The 21,217-nt window shown below is 39.2% G+C and carries 16 protein-coding genes; 14 read left to right on the forward strand and 2 right to left on the reverse strand.

The annotated features are described in order from the left end of the window. Positions 1-85 precede the first annotated feature (85 nt). The 8 genes from rpoB to FFM61_RS01385 all read left to right on the forward strand — a co-directional run bounded on the left by rpoB (position 86) and on the right by FFM61_RS01385 (position 13,753). Positions 86-3,700, forward strand: coding sequence for a DNA-directed RNA polymerase subunit beta (gene rpoB / locus FFM61_RS01350; protein WP_483409862.1), 3,615 nt, complete (start codon positions 86-88; stop codon positions 3,698-3,700). Positions 3,701-3,848: 148 nt separating this feature from the next. Beyond that, a complete protein-coding gene (gene rpoC / locus FFM61_RS01355) occupies positions 3,849-7,505 on the forward strand; it encodes a DNA-directed RNA polymerase subunit beta' (protein ID WP_074426757.1) in 3,657 nt (1,218 codons plus the stop codon). Between the two features lie 141 nt (positions 7,506-7,646). Beyond that, positions 7,647-8,843 carry an iron-containing alcohol dehydrogenase gene (locus FFM61_RS01360; protein ID WP_074426758.1) on the forward strand — a complete coding sequence of 399 codons (1,197 nt, stop codon included), beginning with the start codon at positions 7,647-7,649 and terminating at the stop codon, positions 8,841-8,843. 137 nt (positions 8,844-8,980) lie between these two features. Next, positions 8,981-10,177, forward strand: coding sequence for an iron-containing alcohol dehydrogenase (locus FFM61_RS01365; RefSeq protein WP_074426759.1), 1,197 nt, complete (start codon positions 8,981-8,983; stop codon positions 10,175-10,177). A gap of 85 nt (positions 10,178-10,262) precedes the next feature. Then, the gene (locus FFM61_RS01370) at positions 10,263-11,111 is read left to right on the forward strand and encodes a methyltransferase domain-containing protein (RefSeq protein ID WP_074426760.1); all 849 of its coding nucleotides are present in this window, start codon (positions 10,263-10,265) and stop codon (positions 11,109-11,111) included. A 129-nt stretch (positions 11,112-11,240) separates the two neighbouring features. Next, positions 11,241-11,642: a helix-turn-helix domain-containing protein gene (locus FFM61_RS01375; protein WP_042491925.1), complete on the forward strand. Its 402-nt coding sequence runs from the start codon at positions 11,241-11,243 to the stop codon at positions 11,640-11,642. A 12-nt stretch (positions 11,643-11,654) separates the two neighbouring features. Beyond that, complete coding sequence (locus FFM61_RS01380; protein ID WP_083194389.1) at positions 11,655-12,485, forward strand: SAM-dependent methyltransferase; 831 nt, start codon at positions 11,655-11,657, stop codon at positions 12,483-12,485. A gap of 14 nt (positions 12,486-12,499) precedes the next feature. Beyond that, entirely contained in the window at positions 12,500-13,753 is a 1,254-nt protein-coding gene (locus FFM61_RS01385) for a chloride channel protein (RefSeq protein ID WP_074426762.1), read from the forward strand. A 215-nt stretch (positions 13,754-13,968) separates the two neighbouring features. Here FFM61_RS01385 and FFM61_RS01390 read toward each other — a convergent pair whose 3' ends face one another. Both FFM61_RS01390 and FFM61_RS01395 read right to left on the reverse strand, forming a co-directional pair. Then, the gene (locus FFM61_RS01390) at positions 13,969-14,145 is read right to left on the reverse strand and encodes a PspC domain-containing protein (RefSeq protein ID WP_074426763.1); all 177 of its coding nucleotides are present in this window, start codon (positions 14,143-14,145) and stop codon (positions 13,969-13,971) included. Positions 14,146-14,372: 227 nt separating this feature from the next. Then, the gene (locus FFM61_RS01395; RefSeq protein WP_074426764.1) at positions 14,373-16,178 is read right to left on the reverse strand and encodes a M3 family oligoendopeptidase; all 1,806 of its coding nucleotides are present in this window, start codon (positions 16,176-16,178) and stop codon (positions 14,373-14,375) included. 192 nt (positions 16,179-16,370) lie between these two features. Between FFM61_RS01395 and FFM61_RS01400 the strand changes: the two genes are divergently transcribed. From FFM61_RS01400 to FFM61_RS01425, 6 genes are all read left to right on the forward strand, one after another. Then, the gene (locus FFM61_RS01400) at positions 16,371-16,643 is read left to right on the forward strand and encodes an autorepressor SdpR family transcription factor (protein WP_137604589.1); all 273 of its coding nucleotides are present in this window, start codon (positions 16,371-16,373) and stop codon (positions 16,641-16,643) included. After that, positions 16,636-17,271 carry an SdpI family protein gene (locus FFM61_RS01405; protein ID WP_074426766.1) on the forward strand — a complete coding sequence of 212 codons (636 nt, stop codon included), beginning with the start codon at positions 16,636-16,638 and terminating at the stop codon, positions 17,269-17,271. The genes FFM61_RS01400 and FFM61_RS01405 overlap by 8 nt, the downstream gene beginning before the upstream one ends. 232 nt (positions 17,272-17,503) lie before the next feature. Next, a complete protein-coding gene (gene abc-f, locus FFM61_RS01410) occupies positions 17,504-19,000 on the forward strand; it encodes a ribosomal protection-like ABC-F family protein (protein WP_074426767.1) in 1,497 nt (498 codons plus the stop codon). A gap of 99 nt (positions 19,001-19,099) precedes the next feature. Next, a complete protein-coding gene (locus FFM61_RS01415) occupies positions 19,100-20,065 on the forward strand; it encodes an alpha/beta hydrolase (RefSeq protein WP_074426768.1) in 966 nt (321 codons plus the stop codon). A 12-nt stretch (positions 20,066-20,077) separates the two neighbouring features. Further along, positions 20,078-20,695 (forward strand): class I SAM-dependent methyltransferase, encoded by a 618-nt coding sequence (locus tag FFM61_RS01420; RefSeq protein WP_074426769.1) that lies wholly within the window; start codon positions 20,078-20,080, stop codon positions 20,693-20,695. After that, complete coding sequence (locus tag FFM61_RS01425; protein ID WP_074426770.1) at positions 20,673-21,203, forward strand: nucleoside deaminase; 531 nt, start codon at positions 20,673-20,675, stop codon at positions 21,201-21,203. The genes FFM61_RS01420 and FFM61_RS01425 overlap by 23 nt, the downstream gene beginning before the upstream one ends. The last annotated feature ends 14 nt before the right edge of the window (positions 21,204-21,217 follow it).

A 21,217-nucleotide genomic window follows, 5' to 3' on the forward strand; every position in this document is an offset into this window, starting at 1 on the left:
TTTTTGCACTTAAAAACCGGTATAAAACAGAAATTGTAAACAAACTGTAATAAACTGGATGCACAGTTGGCCAATTCAAAGCGAGGTGGAAAACTTGGTAGGAACGCTTGTAAAGTATGGTAAACACCGTGTTCGTCGTAGTTATGCTCGAATCAAAGAAGTTCTTGATTTACCTAACTTAATCGAAATTCAAACGGACTCATACAACTGGTTTTTGGATGAAGGATTACGTGAAATGTTTATGGACATTTTACCAATCGAAGACTTCCAAGGTAAGTTGTCTCTAGAATTTGTGGACTATAAGCTCATGGAGCCTAAGTACACAGTAGAAGAAGCACGTAACCATGATGCTAATTATTCAGCACCATTGCATGTTACGTTGCGTTTAACAAATCAAGAAACTGGCGAAATTAAATCACAAGATGTTTTCTTTGGTGATTTCCCATTGATGACACCAGCAGGAACTTTCATTATTAATGGTGCTGAACGTGTTATCGTTTCACAATTAGTACGTTCTCCTGGTGTGTACTATAACGAAGAATTAGACAAGAATGGTCGTCCAAACTTTGGCACGACTTTCATTCCAAGTCGTGGTGCTTGGTTAGAATTTGAAACTGACGCTAAGGGGCTTAGCTATGTTCGTATTGACCGTACCCGTAAGTTGCCAATTACTGAATTGGTACGTGCATTGGGTTATGGTTCAGATTCTGAAATCCTACAAATGCTTGGTGATCAATATGATTCAATTTCATTAACGTTAGACAAAGACGTACATAAGGTCATTGAGGACTCACGTGTAGAAGAGGCCTTGAAGGACATCTATGAGCGTCTTCGTCCGGGTGAACCTAAAACTGCTGACTCAGCACGTGCATTGTTGACAGCTCGTTTCTTCGACCCAAAGCGTTATGACTTGGCACCTGTTGGTCGTTACAAGATCAATAAGAAGCTATCATTAAAGTCACGTTTGATGGGATTGACATTGGGCGAAACACTAGCTGATCCTGATACTGGTGAAATTATTGCGCAAAAGGGTGCCGTCATTGACAAGCAAGTTATGTCAGTTTTGTCACCTTACTTGGATCGTGACGATTTTAAGCGTACCACTTTCACACCATCTGATGATGCTGTTGTAACTGAACCAATGGTTTTGCAAACAATCTTAGTCGAAAATCCAGAAGATCCTGAGAAGACTTTGCCAGTTATTGGTAATGGTCAATTTGATCCAAAGGTTCGAACAGTTAAGCCTGCTGACATTATTGCGGGTATGAACCACTTCTTAAACTTGCCATTAGGCATCGGTGCAACTGACGATATTGATCACTTGGGTAACCGTCGTATTCGTCGTGTTGGTGAATTGCTACAAAATACATTCCGTATTGGTTTGAGCCGTATGGAACGTGTTGTACGTGAACGTATGTCAATTCAAGATCCTGATACTGTAACCCCACAACAATTGATTAATATTCGTCCAGTTGTTGCGGCTGTTAAGGAATTCTTTGGTTCATCACAATTGTCACAATTTATGGATCAAACAAATCCATTGGGTGAATTAACGAACAAGCGTCGTTTGTCAGCCCTTGGACCTGGTGGTTTGACACGTGATCGTGCTGGATATGAAGTTCGAGACGTTCACTATACGCATTATGGTCGTATGGATCCGATTGAAACACCCGAAGGACCTAACATTGGATTGATTAATTCATTGGCGACTTACGGACGTGTTAATAAGTTTGGTTTTATTGAAACGCCATACCGTCGTGTTGACTGGGATACACATAAGGTTACTGATCGTATCGACTACTTAACAGCCGATGAAGAAGATAACTTTGTGGTTGCACAAGGAAATTCTGTCTTAAATGATGACGGGTCATTTTCTACTGATACTGTTTTGGCACGTAAGAGTGATGTCAACGTTGAAGTACCAATTGATCAAGTTGATTACATGGACGTTTCTCCTAAGCAAATTGTTGCTGTTGCCACAGCAGCTATTCCTTTCTTGGAAAACGATGACTCAAATCGTGCTTTGATGGGTGCCAACATGCAACGTCAAGCAGTTCCTTTGGTTGATCCACACGCACCATTAATTGGTACGGGTATTGAATATAAGGCTGCTCATGATGCGGGTGTTGCGATTATTTCAAAGTATCCAGGTGTTGTTGAATATGTTGATGGTCGTGAAATCCGTATTCGTCGTGAGGATGGTTCATTAGATAAGTACGCTTTGATGAAGTTCCGTCGTTCAAACGCAGGTAAAAATTATAACCAACGACCAATTGTTAAGGTTGGGGATGCTGTTGATGCTGATGAAGTATTAGCTGACGGACCATCAATGGAACAAGGTGAATTGGCTTTGGGACAAAACCCATTGATTGCCTTCATGACTTGGCAAGGATATAACTTCGAGGACGCCATCATTATTAATGAGCGTTTGATTCGTGATGATGTTTATACGTCAATTCACATCGAAGAATATGAATCAGAGGCTCGTGATACAAAGCTTGGCCCTGAAGAATTCACACGTGAAATTCCAAATACTGGTGAAGACCAATTGAAGAATTTGGATGAACGCGGAATCATTCGTATTGGTGCTGAAGTAGAAGACGGTGATATTTTGGTTGGTAAGGTAACGCCTAAGGGTGTAACCGAACTATCAGCTGAAGAACGTTTGCTACATGCTATCTTTGGTGAAAAAGCACGTGAAGTACGTGATACTTCATTAAAGGTACCTCACGGTGGTGGGGGTGTCGTACAAGACGTCCGTATCTTTACTCGTGAAAACGGTGATGAGTTGTCACCTGGTGTTAACATGATGGTTCGTGTCTACATTGCCCAACGTCGTAAGATCCAAGTTGGAGACAAGATGGCCGGACGTCACGGTAACAAGGGTACTGTTTCAGTTATCGTTCCTTCTGAAGATATGCCATTCATGCCTGATGGAACACCAATTGACATTATGTTGTCACCAATGGGTGTGCCTTCACGTATGAACATTGGACAAGTGCTTGAATTGCACTTGGGTATGGCTGCTCGTGAATTGGGTATCCACGTTGCATCACCTGTCTTTGATGGGGCGCGTGACACAGATATCTGGGATGCTATTCAAGAAGCTGGTTTGCCAGCCGATGGAAAGTCAATCCTTTACGATGGTCGTACGGGTGAATCCTTTGATAAGCGTGTGTCTGTTGGTATCATGCACTACATGAAGCTAGCACACATGGTTGATGATAAGATTCACGCCCGTTCAATCGGACCTTACTCATTAGTTACGCAACAACCACTTGGGGGTAAAGCACAATTCGGTGGACAGCGTTTCGGAGAAATGGAAGTTTGGGCTCTTGAAGCTTATGGTGCTGCACATACATTGCAGGAAATCTTAACATACAAGTCTGATGACGTTGTCGGCCGTGTTAAGACATATGAAGCCATTGTTAAGGGTGAGCAAATTCCTAAGCCAGGTGTTCCTGAATCATTCCGTGTGTTGGTTAAAGAATTACAAGCACTTGGTTTGGACATGAAGGTCTTGGACGCCGAAGAGCGCGAAATTGAATTGCGTGATATGGATGAGGATGATTCAGTTCTAAACGTTGAAACAGCTGGTCAAAAGACTGACCAATTAGCCCAAGAATTTAATGCAGATGGTACAAATACATCAGCAGCTAATTCAAATAGTGTTGCTAATACAACCGATAGTGCTAAATAAAAATTTAAATAAAGTGTAGCCGACCTAGTTTTTGCTAGGTTTGTGCTTAGTGTGAAGGGTATTATGCTAATAGTCGGCATACTAAGGACAATCCTAGTAGAATTTTAGGTCGGAATTGTATAAAGAACCTATGAAAGGGGTCGAACAATTGATCGATGTCAATAAGTTTGAAAGTATGCAGATCGGTCTGGCAAGCCCAGATAAGATTCGCAGCTGGTCTTACGGTGAAGTAAAAAAGCCTGAGACAATCAACTACCGTACACTTAAGCCTGAAAAAGATGGCCTTTTCGATGAACGTATCTTCGGACCTACAAAAGATTATGAATGTGCCTGTGGAAAGTACAAGCGTATCCGTTATAAGGGCATCGTTTGTGACCGTTGTGGGGTTGAAGTAACTTCAGCTAAGGTTCGTCGTGAGCGCATGGGTCACATTGAGTTGGCAGCACCAGTATCACATATCTGGTATTTCAAGGGTATCCCATCACGTATGGGACTCGTTTTGGACATGTCACCACGTTCACTTGAAGAAGTTATTTACTTTGCTTCATACGTTGTTACTAAGCCTGGGGATACATCACTAACTGAAAAGCAATTGCTATCAGAACGTGAGTATCGTCAATTAAAGGCAGAATATGGTAATGCTTTTGAAGCTGGTATGGGTGCTGAAGCTGTCCAAACCTTGTTATCAAATGTTGACTTGGAAGAGGAAGTAACAGAACTAAAGGCACAATTGCGTGAAGCAACTGGTCAAAAGCGTGTTCGTGCTGTCCGTCGTTTGGACATTATTGAAGCCTTTGTAAAGTCTGGTAACAAGCCAGAGTGGATGGTTATGGATGTTATTCCAATTATCCCTCCTGACTTGCGTCCAATGGTTCAACTTGAAGGTGGCCGTTTTGCCACTTCAGATTTGAATGATTTGTACCGTCGTGTTATTAACCGTAACAATCGTTTGAAGCGTTTGCTAGAGTTGAATGCACCTGGTATCATCGTGCAAAACGAAAAGCGTATGTTGCAAGAAGCAGCCGACGCATTGGTTGATAATGGTCGTCGTGGTCGTCCAGTTACCGGTCCTGGTAACCGTCCATTGAAGTCACTATCACACATGCTTAAGGGTAAGCAAGGACGTTTCCGTCAAAACTTGCTTGGTAAGCGTGTCGATTATTCTGGTCGTTCAGTTATCGACGTTGGTCCTTTCTTGAAGATGAACCAAATGGGGCTACCTCGCCCAATGGCTATGGAATTGTTCCGTCCATTCATTATGAAGGAATTGGTTAAGCGTGATTTAGCTGGTAACATCCGTGCTGCTAAGCGTAAGATTGACCGCCATGATGAAGATGTTATGGATGTTTTGGAAGATGTTATTAAGGAGCACCCAGTTCTATTGAACCGTGCACCAACGTTGCACCGTTTGGGTATTCAAGCATTCGAGCCAGTCTTGGTTTCTGGTAAGGCGATGCGTCTACACCCATTGGTAACCGAAGCTTATAACGCCGACTTTGATGGGGACCAAATGGCCATTCACGTGCCACTATCTGATGAAGCACAAGCTGAAGCGCGTTTGCTAATGTTAGCTGCGGGCCACATTTTGGCACCTAAGGATGGAAAGCCTATCGTGGCACCATCACAGGACATGGTTATCGGTAACTATTACCTAACGACTGAAGAAGCTGGTCGTGAAGGTGAAGGCATGATCTTTAAGGATCTTAATGAAGTTCGTACGGCTTACCAAAACAAGTATGTGCATTTGCACACACGTATTGGTATCCAAACAGCCTCATTGTCTGCTGAAAAGCCATTTACTGCTGAGCAACGTTCACGTATTATGATGACTTCTGTTGGAAAGCTATTCTTTAATGATATCTTGCCAGCAGACTTCCCATACTTGAACGAGCCAACAGAAGCTAATTTACATGAAATTGACAACCGTTTCTTCTTGGAACCAGGTGAGGATATCAAGGCACGTTACGCTGAGACACCAATCTTGCCACCATTTAAGAAGGGTTACTTGTCAGACATTATTGCTGAAGTCTACAAGATTTACAAGGTTACAGAAACATCATTGCTATTGGACCGTATGAAGGACTTGGGTTATGATGAATCAACTAAGTCTGGTTTGACAGTGGGAGTTGCCGACGTTACTGACTTGAAGGAAAAGCCAGAAATTATCGAAGATGCTCACAAGCAAGTTGCAACTGTTACAAAGCAATTCCGTCGTGGTTTGATTACTGATTCAGAACGTTATGAGCGTGTTATTGCTATTTGGAATAAGGCTAAAGATGACATCACTGAAAAGCTAATTGAACACTTCGAACCAGATAACAACATCTTCATGATGTCTGATTCTGGAGCTCGTGGTAACATCTCTAACTTTACGCAATTGGCTGGTATGCGTGGTTTGATGGCGGCACCTAATGGTCGTATCATGGAACTACCTATTATCGCCAACTTCCGTGAGGGACTATCTGTTTTGGAGATGTTCTTCTCAACTCACGGTGCTCGTAAGGGAATGACCGACACGGCCCTAAAGACTGCCGATTCTGGTTATATGACACGTCGTTTGGTTGATGTGGCACAAGATGTTATTATCCGTGAGGATGACTGTGGTAGCGATCGTGGTTTGGATGTTTCAGCCATTATGAATGGTAATGAAGTTATTGAATCATTGTACGAGCGTATCTTGGGTCGTTATGCACAAAAGTCAGTCTTTGAACCACAAACTGGTGATAAGTTGGTTGGACATAACGAGATGATTACAGAAGATATTGCAAAGCGCATTATCGAAGCTGGTGTCACAACAGTTACAATTCGTTCAGCATTTACTTGCAACACTGAACACGGAGTTTGTGTTCGTTGCTATGGTCGTAACATGGCTACTGGTGATGTTGTTGAAGTTGGTGAAGCTGTTGGTACTGTCGCTGCACAATCAATCGGTGAGCCAGGTACGCAATTGACTATGCGTACTTTCCACACGGGTGGTGTTGCCGGAAACGATATTACACAAGGTCTTCCTCGTGTGCAAGAAATCTTTGAAGCACGTAACCCTAAGGGTCGTGCGATGATTACTGAAGTTACCGGTGAAGTAACAACTATTGAAGAAAATCCTGCTGATCGTACTAAGGAAGTAACTATCCAAGGTGAGACAGATACACGTACTTACACTTTGCCTATGTCATCACGTATGCGTGTTGGTGAAGGTGATCATATTCACCGTGGTGAAACGTTGAACGAAGGTTCTGCTGATCCTAAGGAAATTATCCAAGTTCGTGATACATTGGCAACAGAAAACTACATTGTGCTTGAAGTACAAAAGGTTTACCGTATGCAAGGTGTTGAGATTTCTGACAAGCACATCGAAGTTATGGCTCGTCAGATGTTGCGTAAGGTCCGTGTTATGGATCCAGGTGAAACAGATCTATTGCCAGGTACTTTGATGGATATCGCGCAATTCCGTGATGCTAACGAAGGTACATTGCTTAAGGGTGGTTTGCCTGCAACAGGTCGTCCTGTTTTGCTTGGTATTACAAAGGCTTCATTGGAGACTAACTCATTCTTGTCAGCTGCATCATTCCAGGAGACAACCCGTGTCTTGACTGATGCTGCTATTCGCGGTAAGAACGATCCACTTGTTGGTTTGAAGGAAAATGTTATTATTGGTAAGCTAATCCCAGCTGGTACTGGAATGAAGCAATATCAAGAAATTTCAGGTAAGGTCGTTGCAGACCCAATTGTTACTGCTTCTGAAGAAGACAATAATATGCCAACTTCAATTGCTGATATTGAAAGTGCAATGAACTTAACAAGATAAAGTGTTCTTATAAAGGATAAACTTTGTAAAACATGGTAAAACATCCTATCGATGACATTCATTTGTTATCGATAGGATGTTTTTGTTAAGATAGGGATAGTTAAATTCATAATGTCACAATCTAAATCGTAGGAGGATTGTATGGAAGATTTTAGTTTTCAAAATAAGACAGCTATTCGTTTTGGTAAGCACCATATTGATGAAGAATTACATGATGCTGTTGCGCAATTTGGGCAAAAGGTGTTGTTAACTTATGGTGGTGGTTCCATTAAAAAATCTGGTCTATATGATCGAGTACAAGAAGCATTAGCTGATTTACAAGTATTTGAATTATCAGGGATTGCCCCTAACCCAAAAATTGATTCAATTCGCGATGGTCAAAAATTAGCAAAGGACCATGATATTGATGTGATTTTATCGGTTGGTGGTGGTTCAGTATTAGATGCCTCAAAGGTAATTGCTTCAGCAAAATTTTATGATGGCGATGCGTGGGACTTAGTTGCTGATCGTGGTGGACAATCACGATCGAATATTGATCAGTTACCTGTTGTGGATATTTTAACTTTGTCTGCAACGGGTTCAGAGATGAATGCTGGTTCGGTCATTTCAAATCCAGATTTGAATGTTAAGCTAGGTACATATGGACCTAATACGCCGGCGGTTTCATTTTTAGACCCACAATTAACGTATTCAGTTTCAAAATGGCAAACAGCAGCCGGCTCATTTGATGTATTTTCACATTTGGCGGAACAATACTTTGATCGGGCAAAAGCTAATGATGTTACGAGTGGTATTATTGAAGGTATGATGCGCTCGGTTATTAAGTGGGGCCCCATTGCGTTGGCAGAACCAGATAATTATGATGCTCGTGCTAACTTAATGTGGGGTGCAACGATGGCGCTAAACGGTATCGCCCGTTCAGGTAACAAAAATGGTTGGACGGTTCACCCAATTGAACATGAGCTATCAGCATACTACGATATTACACACGGGGTTGGCTTGGCTATTTTAACACCTCGTTGGATGAAGCGTGTTTTGTCAGATGAAACACAAGCTCGTTTTGCTCGTTATGGTCGTGAAGTATGGCATTTAACTGGGGATAATGATTTAGACGTGGCACAACGCGCTATTCAAGCAACATATGATTGGATTAAGTCACTTGATATCCCAATGATACTTCCTGGTGTTGATATTAATTCTGAAGAAAAATTTGTTGAAATGGCCCAAGAAGCGGTTCGCATTGGAAGATTGAATCAGAATGGTGGTTATGTTAATTTAACCGTTGATGACGTGACAGCATTGTATCATGATTCTATGACAACGATTGGTTTTGAATAAATAAAATATTAATTGTTTTACAGGCATCCTATTGATGACATTCATTTGTTATCGATAGGATGTTTTTGTTAAGATAAAGAGGGTTAAAATAAATTAATAATGCATAAAAAGCAATAATCTAAATTATGGGAGGTTGCATGGAAGATTTTAGTTTTCAAAATAAGACAGCTATTCGCTTTGGTAAAAATCGGATTGATGAAGAGTTGCATGATGCAGTAGCCCAGTTTGGGCATAATGTATTATTAACTTATGGCGGTGGATCAATTAAAAAATCAGGCTTATATGGTCGTGTTATGGCTGCATTGTCAGATTTAAATGTTGTTGAGTTATCCGGGATTGCGCCCAATCCCAAAGTGACATCAATCCGTGCTGGCCAAAAATTAGCAAAAGAACATGTGATAGATGTGATTTTATCAGTTGGTGGTGGCTCAGTATTAGATGCTGCAAAGGTAATTGCTTCAGCAAAATTTTACGAGGGGGATCCTTGGAATTTAATTGGGGTAGCTGGTACGAAACGTCGACACCAACTGGCGCAATTACCAGTCGTTGATATTTTGACGCTGGCAGCTACGGGTTCAGAAATGAACAATGGCTCAGTGATATCGAATGCACAATTAAATATGAAATTAGATTCATTTGGTCCGCAAACGCCAGCAGTCTCATTTTTAGATCCACAGTTAACGTATTCTGTATCAAAGTGGCAAACAGCTGCCGGTTCATTTGATATTTTTTCACATTTAGCTGAACAATACTTTGACCGTGCGACGGCTAATGATGTTACAAGCGGTATTATTGAAGGGATGATGCGAGCCATTATTAAATGGGCGCCAATTGCTGTGCAAGAACCGGATAACTATGATGCGCGAGCGAACTTAATGTGGGGTGCTACTATGGCACTAAACGACTTTGCTAGCTTAGGAAATGCTAATGATTGGACTGTTCATCCCATTGAACACGAATTATCAGCTTATTATGATATTACCCATGGTGTTGGGTTAGGTATCTTAACCCCACGCTGGATGAAACGTGTTTTATCGACAGAAACACAAGCCCGGTTTGCTCGTTATGGTCGTGAAGTATGGCATTTAACGGGTGATCATGATCAGCTTGTTGCACAAGCAGCAATTCAAGCAACGTATGATTGGATTAAATCATTGGAAATCCCAATGACGTTACCAGGTGTTCATATTAATGATGATACAAATTTTGTAAGGATGGCTCAAAATGCAGTTCGCGTTGGACGATTGGATCATAATGATGGCTATGTTAATTTAACAGTTGATGATGTTGTCGCTATTTTTGGTGCTTCGATGACGACTGATGGTTTTGAATAAATAAAAATAATATGAGGAATCAAAGTTAACCAGATTCGTCAGGGGCTTTGATTTTTTATTTGCAAATAGAAAATGATGGTACAATATGAAAAAAATTGATAAAGGTGTTCAATTTGTCACTCAGAATCTAAACATGTTTCGCTGCTTGGTTGATAATGAACCCTATGACCATATGGTTGAACATACCTTGGTATGTCCGCAGGGTCATCGCCTAGATTTAAATAAAAAAGGGTCATTGTATTTTTTGAACAAGGCAGTAAATACAGAATACGATGATAGTATGTTAGCATCACGACGCAAAGTGCTGACAGCCGGGTTGTTTGACGGGATTGTACAGGCCGTGTATGAAGAATTACCTGATCAACCACAACGAATTTTAGACGTTGGTACTGGTGAAGGAACACCACTAAAGCGTTTATTAGATTTACGTCAACAAGATGACACAGCTATCGGATTTGATATTTCAAAAGCTGGCGTTAATTTAGCAACCCAGCTAGTATCAGAGGCTTTTTTTGCAGTAGCTGATTTAGCAAACCTACCATTTACGGATGATAGTTTTGATAGTATTGTTGAATTTTTCTCACCAAGTGCGTATGAAGAGTTTAAGCGAGTTTTAGCACCAGGTGGAACGTTAGTTAAAATTGTACCAGCATCAGGTTATTTGCATGAATTACGAGAGATATTATATCCAGTTGATTCACCAAAACATACGTATCAAAATGATAAAGTTGTGCAACGCTTTATGGAAAATTACCCTACAGCCACACAACGTGAAATCACATATACATGGGAAATCCCAAGCGACCTATACGTTGATATATTACACATGACCCCGCTACATTGGGGAGCACGTCCTGAAACGCAAACAATAGCAGAAAATATGGCTTTGACACAGGTCACGGTGAATGTCGTTTTGATGACATATCAGAATTAATTGTGCATAATGTGGATAAAATAAGTATTTTTCCACAAAAAATTGTGGAAAAAGTTACGAAAGTTCGGTAAAATGGTCATAATAGGGTGAGAGCCCGTTACACTATATTTAATGAATGGAGCCGCGTATATGTTTCCTGATCGCTTACGTGAATTACGAAAAGGTCGTAATATCACATTGGAAAATCTTGCTGAAGAAATGAATAAACATCTTGAGCCAGGTCAAAAACCAAATACAGCTGCTCAAATCGGAAACTGGGAACGCGGTGACCGTTCACCATCCTATATTGAAGTTCGTAAATTAGCGGATTTTTTTAATGTTTCGATGGATTTTTTAGTGGGGCGTGCCATGTCAGAAAAAACAGATTTGTCATTGCTGTTTTTGTCAGGTAAAGAAATTGATTTTAATGGTAAACCATTAACGGATCAACAACGTTTTGATATTTTTCAATATGTTAATTCTTATTTGAATCCAGTTTCGTATACCGCTGAAGATGATTTACGTAGTAACCATCAAGAAAGTTTATTTTAAAAAGGAATGAATATGAACCAAACAGAATTAATTCGATTTGATACTGGTCGACAGCTCACTGAGATTGATTATCTTAGTGAGCTGTTGTCATATCAAACAATATTTAAATCAATTAAATCTATCAATCAATTGATTACAACAGTTAGTCAGGTTATTAAAGATATTAATCAAGGATTTTTGCCACAGCAGTTGCCGGTTTTGGAAGTGACGGACACGATGATTAGTGACGTCCAAAAATTTATTCTAAATAAATTTCCAACACAACCAGCTAAGGGTAATGCATTGTGGGGAAAAATGAGTGAAGACCTTGAGGCAGTCGACTTTTTGGTTCGTCATTTACGCGATGCCTTAATCGAATATTTTAGTATGTACGGCTATGTTTCCACACCTTTTATTCAAGATTTATCTACCTATTTGGCAGGAGAACCTGTTTTAGAATTAATGGCCGGACATGGCTATTTATCGGCTGGATTACGTGCATGCAATCCAACACAAACAATTATTGCGACTGATAACCAATTATGGCGTGATCAACCAGATATAACGCTATACCAACCGGTTACAACTGTTGAGAATATGACGGGATTAGCTGCGTTAGAGAAGTATGGCGAACAAGTCGGCGTAATTATTACGAGTTGGGCCCCTGATACTTCAACAGCTGACTGGGAGTTATTACAAGTAATTCGTAAAAATTATTCGGCTAAAAAATTGTTGGTCATTGGTGAATATCAAGGTGCAACAAATTCAAAAGTATTTTGGCAGCAAGCTAAATTAAAGCCAGTTTTAGCCACACATCATCACACTTTTGATTTAATTGATGAACAAGTATATGAAGTAGAATAGGATGTTATTTAAAAATGCTAGCTGAAACAAAACGTCAAACGATAGCGTTAATTACGGCAACGATTGTATTAGGAATCATTGTTGGTATTAGCTCATTATTATTAGGGCAATTATTAGATATTGTGGAACAGTTATTTTTACATTTTGAAGAAAATGCACATATGCCAGTTGCTACTGCTGCAACACCTATTAATCGCTTACTTTCAGTGACATTAGGTGGTATTATTGTTGCCTTGGTTTGGTATGCGCTCCAACGGTATGGTAAACCAACTGTTAGCATTAATAAAGCGTTGCAGGGAGAGAAAATGCCGGTTGGTGTGACCATTATTCATGTCATGACGCAAATTTTCTATGTCGCAACAGGTGGTTCAATTGGTCGTGAATTAGCACCGCGTGAAGCTGGAACATTGATGGCGCAAACGTGGCAAAAATTTGCAGGTCGGATTGGATTAGCTGAACTATCAGTTGATGATCAACGCTTGTTATTAGCTTCTGCAGCAGGAGCTGGGTTTGCTGGTATTTATATCGCGCCTATTACGGGGATGTTATTTGCTGTTGAAATTTTATTAAAAAAAGTAGACATTCGGACAGTATCTGTTAGTTTGAGTATGTCTGTTATTGCGATGCTCGTTGGTTCGATTACGAAGGGATTTGTGCCTTATTATTTAATCGCTCATAAGAATTTTTCAATTAAAATGTTACCGTTTGTCGTAGTAGTTGCATTGGTGATGGGACTATTAGGTGGTCTTTTCCGTCGTGGTTTCCAATGGGCTGGCAAGCATAATGCTAAGAAACAACAAATTTTATGGCAGTTACCATTAGTCGCTTTATTAACCGGAATAATTGCCATGAAAATGCCTCAAATTATGGGGAATGGTCGTGGCTTAGCTGAATTTTCTTTTGTGAATCTTGATCAAAATTTCATTATGTTCTTGTTAGTAGGGGCCGCGTTAAAAACAATTGTTACTTTGCTCACCATCAAAGCGGGAGTGGCTGGTGGTACGTTGACACCGTCGATTGCAATTGGTGGTGCATTAGGAAGTATTATTGGGTTTGCTTATCTGGTTATGATGCCTGGTTTATCAATGACAATTATTGCTCAGGCCGGTGTTATTGGAGCGGTCGGGTTCTTAGCAGCCTCACAGCAAGCCCCATTAATGGCATTATTTATGTTATTTGAAGTTTGTCATCTAGATTCGTCGGCATTACTGCCACTAGGGCTAACAATAGCTTTGGCTAGTGTATCTTCTAAATTAGTTTTAAAATAAATTAGTCAGTTGGCAAAAAAGCATGCTCTAAATTAGTTGTTAAGGGTTTATAACCATAGTACTTCAGCATGTTTTCAAGATTATTAACCAGGTGATATTATTACCAAAGGTGTTACGAGGAAACTAGTATCGGTCAATTAATCATTGATCAACCAATAGAAAAAGGACTGGTAAGCTCTCACTGAGATAGCTTATCAGTCCTTTTAATTAATCTGTTATTTTTCAGGTAATAGTAGCCAAAGAATTAAATAAATAACCAAACCCGGGAAGGGACTTAGTGTTAGTAATACCCAAATAATTCTTAGTAAATTAACATTCCAACCAAAGCGTTCAGCTAAGCCACCTAATACGCCGGCAAAAACACGATGATCTGTTGAACGGTATAGATTCATAATATATTCCCCCTATAATCCTTTACGTTCATTATACATTAAAACTTATGAAATTCTAATAATCATCATCCAAATTAGCAATTCAAATTTTACTGTAGCATGCAGAACCAAATAAAAATTTGCGGATACTGTTGTATGATGAAGTACCTAATTGCGTATAACAAAAAAGTGTCAGTAACCTAACCGTTTTAATATGGTAGCTTGCTGACACTTTAAATAGTTTTTATTTAGATAAACTGTTCAGAGAGGGTTAAGAACTCATCGATATCCTTTTTAATTAAATCAGCTCCCGCTTGCCAGAAATCAGGCTTCGTTAAATCAACACCCAGATGCTTTTGGGCTAATTCTTCAGTCGTCATGTTGGCAGTATCACGTAGCAACGCGATGTAAGCTTCTTCAAAATTTTCTTGGGTTTGGGCCCAAGCGTAAATCCCTTGGCTAAATAGGTAACCAAATGTGTAAGGGAAGTTATAGAAAGGTACATCATTAATGTAAAAGTGTAGCTTTGAGGCCCAGAAGTGGGGATGAAGTTCATCCAAAATACCGCCAAAGGCCTGTTCTTGAGCAGCTGACATTAGTTCATTTAGGCGAGTCGCAGGTACAAAACCAGCTTGTCGTTCTGTATAAAAATTATTTTCAAATAAGAAACGGGCACGAATATTTAAGAACATGGCAATTGGATTAGCCATTTTAGCATCAAGTAAAACAACTTTTTCGGCATCAGATTTGGCGGCTTGGACATTAGCGTCAGCGATTAACATTTCAGCGAAGGTTGATGCCGTTTCAGCAACGTTCATTGCGTAATCATCACGCCATACGGGCAGATCAGTTAAGACTGAAGTGTGAAAACCGTGACCAATTTCGTGGGCAATAGTTGCTGAATCATTAACAGAACCTGTAAATGTGGTAATAATACGTGATTCGTGGATATCCGGTACACTTTCCATCCAAGCACCTGGTGTTTTACCAGGGCGATTTTCTGCCTCAATCCATTGGTTTTCAAAAGCATTTTGGGCAAAGGCAGCCATCTTGGGTGAATATTTACCAAAATTTTTAATGATAAAGGCAGCAGCATCATCATAAGTTGTTGTTGTAGGGGTGTAATCACCTAATTTTGTAATTGGTGCAGATTGATCTTGCCAACCAATTTTATCTAAACCAAGTAATTGGGCTTTACGCTCAAAATAATCCTTAAACATCGCTTTATTATCATCAACGACTTGCCACATTGTGTTAAGCGTTTGTCGTGATAGATGGTTTAATTCTAACGGTTCTGCTAAAAAGTCGTCATAACCATGCGAAGATTGTTCAGTCAATCGGGCGCCAGCCAAATGATTTAATGTGTCAGCAGCTAGGTTTTCAGCATTACCCCACATTTTTTCATATTGTCGCATAATTTCAGCGCGGATTGTATTGTCAGGGTAGTCATCAATCCGGTTTAATGCTTGTCCAGCTGATAGTGTTTGTTGGACACTATTTTCGTCAGTATAAGTCATTGTTAAACCAGCGCTAATGGTGTCATAGTGTTCAGACCAAGCATCTAAACCGTCCAATTTTAATGTGTTTAATAATTGTTCAGTTTTATCATCTAATAGACGAGCAGCTTGGTGACGTAATCCTTTCAAATGGAAGGCAACTGGCGCAATTGCAGGGACAGCTAGTGCTTGATTAAAATCGTCATCTGAAAAAGTTGTTAACAGTTTAGCAAACGCATTTAATGGTGTTTGGTAAGCAACTGATAATTTTGCGACTTTTGTTTGATAAGGACGATACTCAGAATTTGTATAGTCGGCCGCTGATAAAGCATTAACGAATAGCGTGGCTGTACGTAGACCAGAAAAAATAGTTTGATTATCTGCAATAAGCTGGCTAAGTGTTTTAAAACTTGTGTCATTAACTAAATTATAGTCACTAATTGCTGTCTCTAAGTTAGTAATCTGTTGTGCTAATAAGTTTAATTTTTCTGCAAATTCAGGTGAATGAATACCACCGGGATAAATTGTATCTAAGTTCCAATTTAATGAATAAGTCATTTTTCATCTCCATCAATCTCATGTTTTTTTAATTATTTTGTTATTTATTCTATCATAACTTGTTTCTAGTACAAAAACTATTGGATACCACCTTATCGGATATTATCGTATCGAAATAATTAGTTTTATGTTACTATTTAGACAAATATCTAATTAGACGTTTATCTAAATAGTAGAGGGGAAATGTCATTAATGGGGTTTGAAAAAAGTTTTAAAGCGCTATCTGATCCAGTTAGACGAGAAATTCTGCAGTTATTAAGAAATGGTGCGATGACTGCAGGTCATATAGCAGAACATTTTGATATGACTAAGGCAACAATTTCATATCATTTACGTTTATTAAAAGAAGCGGGCTTAATTTGTGAAGCAAAAGAAAAAAATTTTATTTATTATGATTTAAATACCACACTAGTTGAAGAAATGATGGGGTGGTTAATGTCATTAAAGGAGCGTAAAAATGACTAAAAAAGAATTACGACGGCTATTGATTGTCACGACGGTTGTTATGTTGGTACCTTTGGTTGTTGGTCTAATTATTTGGCCACAATTACCAGATCAAATAGCAACACACTTTGGCGTTAATGGGCAAGCAAATGGTTGGCATGACAAAAATAAGACAGTATTTGGGGTACCTTTATTGATGATTATGATTCAATATATTTGCTTTTTCAGTCTTTATTTTGATCCTTCAAAAAATAACTTTAGTAAAGGGCTGTTCAAAGGACTGTTGTGGATTGCACCGATCATTGAACTTATCATGATGTTTAGTATTTATGGGATTGCGTTGGGATACCCGCTTGATATTGGTATGATTGTTAATTTTGTGGTGGGGTTATTATTTATTGGCTTGGGTAACTATTTACACAAAGTGAAGCAAAATTATACGGTAGGTATTAAAATTCCGTGGACATTACATAGTAAAGAAAATTGGAATCGAACACATCGCTTTGCGGCTTGGTTGTTTTTAATCGTTGGTATTATTATGATGATAAATGGTTTTTTCGAACAAACTTGGTTACTGATTGTACCTATCTTAAGTATCATCATCTTGCCAATTGGTTATTCGTTTATGCTGTATCGTAAGGGAATTTAGATTCTTGTTTCGCTTTAGTATACTTCCCAGGGGCGATATGGTACTATTAAATTAAATTATAGAAAAATTGAGGACTGTCCATTGAAGAATTAATACTATTTTGAAATTGCAATTATTATTGACACTCTTAGGGTGTAGTGTGCATTTCAGGTAGTATTGGTTTGGGTGGAGAGTCTTTTTTTGCGCTCTTTTATCATACTGATTACCTGAAGCTTTAAAATGAGGTGATAATTTGGGTAATATTGAATTTAAACAAGTAACATTTGGCTTTGATAATCAAGCACAACTTTTATTTGATAAAGCTAATTTAACGATTGATACATCATGGAAGTTAGGCTTAATTGGACGCAATGGTCGTGGTAAAACGACGTTGCTCAATTTGTTGCAGGACGTGTATCCATATCAAGGGACTATTACACATCAAGTCAGTTTTAACTATTTTCCACAAGCGATTCGAGATGCGAGTCAATTAACTTATGATGTCTTAAATGAAGTAGCAACAGTTGAAATTTGGCAAATTGAAAAAGAATTACAGTTAATGCAAACAGATGATGCCCTTTTATGGCGACCGTTTGTTAGTTTATCAGGTGGCGAAAAGACAAAAGTTTTGTTGGCATTGTTGTTTAGTGATCATAATCATTTTCCACTAATTGATGAACCAACTAATCATTTAGATTTGCAAGCCAGAAAACATATTGCGCAGTATTTAAAGGATAAAAAACAAGGATTCATTTTAGTTAGCCATGATCGGTCGTTTGTTAATGAAGTTGTGGACCACGTGATTGCCATTGAAAAACAGCAATTAATGATCTATCAGGGAAATTTTGCGACCTATGAAGAACAAAAAGGCCAACGTGATCAGTACGAATTAGATCAGAATAAAAAATTAAAAACAGAAATTGGACGTTTGAAGCACACGGCGAGTGAAAAAGCAGAGTGGTCTCATGGTCGTGAAAAAGGAAAATTTGGTAATCGCCACGTTGCGGGCAGTGGTGCTATTTTTGACCGCGGCGCGATTGGTGCCCGTGCAGCACGGACTATGAAACGTTCAAAAACATTAGTGCATCAAATGGAAAATAAAATCGATTCTAAGGAGCAATTACTGAAAGAAATTGAAACAATTGATATGTTGACCATGAACTATCAACCGAGCTATCACAAAACACTAATCACTGTTAAAAATTTACAATTGGCATACGAAAAATCGTTATTTGAACCAATTTCCTTTCAACTAGTGAAGGGTGAAAGGATTGCTATCCAAGGTAACAATGGGGCAGGTAAAACAGCAATTATTAATTATTTGCTAGGAACGTTTACGGGTCAAAGTGTTGGTGACGTAACTATCCCAGCGAATATACGGATTAGTTATGTGCGCCAAAATTATGAAAATAATACGGGGACCTTGGCAGAATTTGCAACGGCGCATCATTTATCTTACGAAATATTATTAAACAATTTACATAAGTTGGGCGTTGAACGTCATGTATTTAATACGCGTATTGAAAATATGAGTATGGGACAGCGAAAACGTGTTGAATTGGCAAAATCATTAGCGACACCAGCAGCATTGTTTATTTGGGATGAACCATTAAACTATTTGGATGTTTTTAATCAGGAACAATTGGAACAGATTATTCAATTAGTGCAACCCACCATGCTGATTGTTGAGCATGATGAAACATTTTTGAACAATATCGCCACGCAGGTGATTAAACTGCAACATGAGTAGAAAATAGATTATGAAATTTATCGTGATAAATAAAGTAATTAATCCCTTGTGCTATAATATCTTGAGTAAGTTTGATAAGGACAAGATAAGGATTTAGAGATGGTAAAACATCATAAAAAATGGTCGACAAAACGCAAAGTATGGACGTCGGTCGCAACACTAGTTGTTGTGGTTGGCGCAGCTATTCTAGGGGCGGGGGGGTATTTCTTCCATGTTGCCGAAGTAAGAGCTAAAAAGGATTTTGTGGGTAGTGGATTAGTTAGTAAGAAAAATCCGCTTTACGATCAGCAAGAAAAGTGGTTAGCTGCGGATACAAAAGAATGGCAGCTAAAGGCTAAAGATGGGATAAAATTAGTTGGTAATTACTTACCTGCTGCAAAAAAGACAAATAAAACGGTTATCGTTATTCATGGTTTTGGTGTTGATCATAAAGCAATGGCACCATATGGTGAGATGTTTCATCGTTTTGGTTATAATGTTTTGATGCCAGATGATCGGGCATCAGGTAAATCCGAAGGTAAATATATTGGCTTTGGTTACTTGGATGCTAAAGATTATCAAGAGTGGATTAGCCAAGTTATTGCTAAAAATGGTAAAAATAGCGAAATTGTGGTCATGGGTGCATCAATGGGCGCAGCAACGACTATGATGTTATCTGGTATGAATCCGCCATCACAAGTAAAAGCGTACATTGAAGATTCAGGATACACATCAGTTGCGGATGAATTGCATTATGAGGCAGGTAATATGTACGGCTTGCCTAAGTGGTTAGCGAATGTGTTAATTCCAGTTGTATCAGGATATTCAAAAGTGCTGGCAGGTTATAGTTATCATCAAGCAGATGCTGAAAGGTTGTTAGCCAATAACAAACGACCAATGTTGTTTATTCATGGTGATAATGATAAATTTGTGCCAACTAAATTTATGGCGCCAGTTTATCAGGCAACAAATGTACCTAAGGAAAAGTACCTTGTACCTGGTGCTGCTCACGTAGAATCATATCGGACTAATCCAATTCAATATGAAAAAACAGTTCAAAACTTTTTACAAAAACATTTTAATTAAACGAGGAGCATTATGCCGGAACATTATTATACAGCTAATCCAACTACAGCCCATGATGAACATACATGGACATTTGATTTGTTGGAGCATGCTTTAACTTTTACAACCGATGCAGGGGTCTTTTCTAAAGGAACCGTAGATTATGGGACACGAGCAATGTTAACGGCATTTAATCGAGATATCCCAGCTGGGAAAATCCTTGATTTAGGTGCAGGTTACGGACCGGTAGCGATTAGTTTAGCTAAGGTATTACCCGAACGTATGTTTGTTGCTGCCGAAATTAATGCACGTGCAGCCGAATTAGTGCAGCGAAATGCACAGCGTAACCATGTGGACCAACAAATCACAGTTGTACAATCTGATCGTTATGAAAATGTCGTCGACAAGTTTGCAGCCATTTTAACGAATCCACCAGTACGTGCTGGTAAACAAATTGTAACGGATATGATCACTGGTGCAGTTAATCACTTGGTACCTGAAGGGACATTAACGGTTGTTTTGCAAAAAAAACAGGGAGCACCATCTGCTAAAAAATTGATGGCTGAATTATTTGGGAATGTACAAACCATTGCCAAAGATAAAGGGTATTATATTTTGGAGAGTACGTATGTCGGGAACACTAACAGCTAATCAAATCCAATATTTTATGGGCGAAGCTTTACGTGAAGCACGCAAAGCCGCTTTAATTGGTGAAGTGCCAATTGGTGCTGTTGTTGTACAAAATGGGCAAATTATTAGTCGGGCGTTTAATTTACGTGAACATCTACAAGATGGTAGTCAACATGCTGAGTATCAAGCAATTTTAGAGGCTAATCGTTTCCAACATTCATGGCGGTTGCCTGAAGCCCAACTGTTTGTGACGTTAGAACCGTGCATTATGTGTGCAGGTTTAATTCAGCAAACGCGTATTACAGATGTTTATTATGGTGCTGCCGATGCAAAGGGCGGTGGTGTAACGTCAATGTATGAACTATTAACTGATGAGCGCTTAAATCATCAAGTAAATGTGCATCCCGGTGTGCGCAATCAAGAAGCAAGTGTGCTTTTGAAAACTTTTTTTAAAGATGTGCGAAAACGCAAAAAGGCAGCTAAAAAAGCACGGCAATTAGCCGATAAAAAAGCTGGTCAAAATCTGTAGTTCTTGCTATAATG

It is taken from the genome of Weissella hellenica, assembly GCF_005405545.1.
Taxonomy (GTDB): Bacteria; Bacillota; Bacilli; order Lactobacillales; family Lactobacillaceae; genus Weissella; species Weissella hellenica.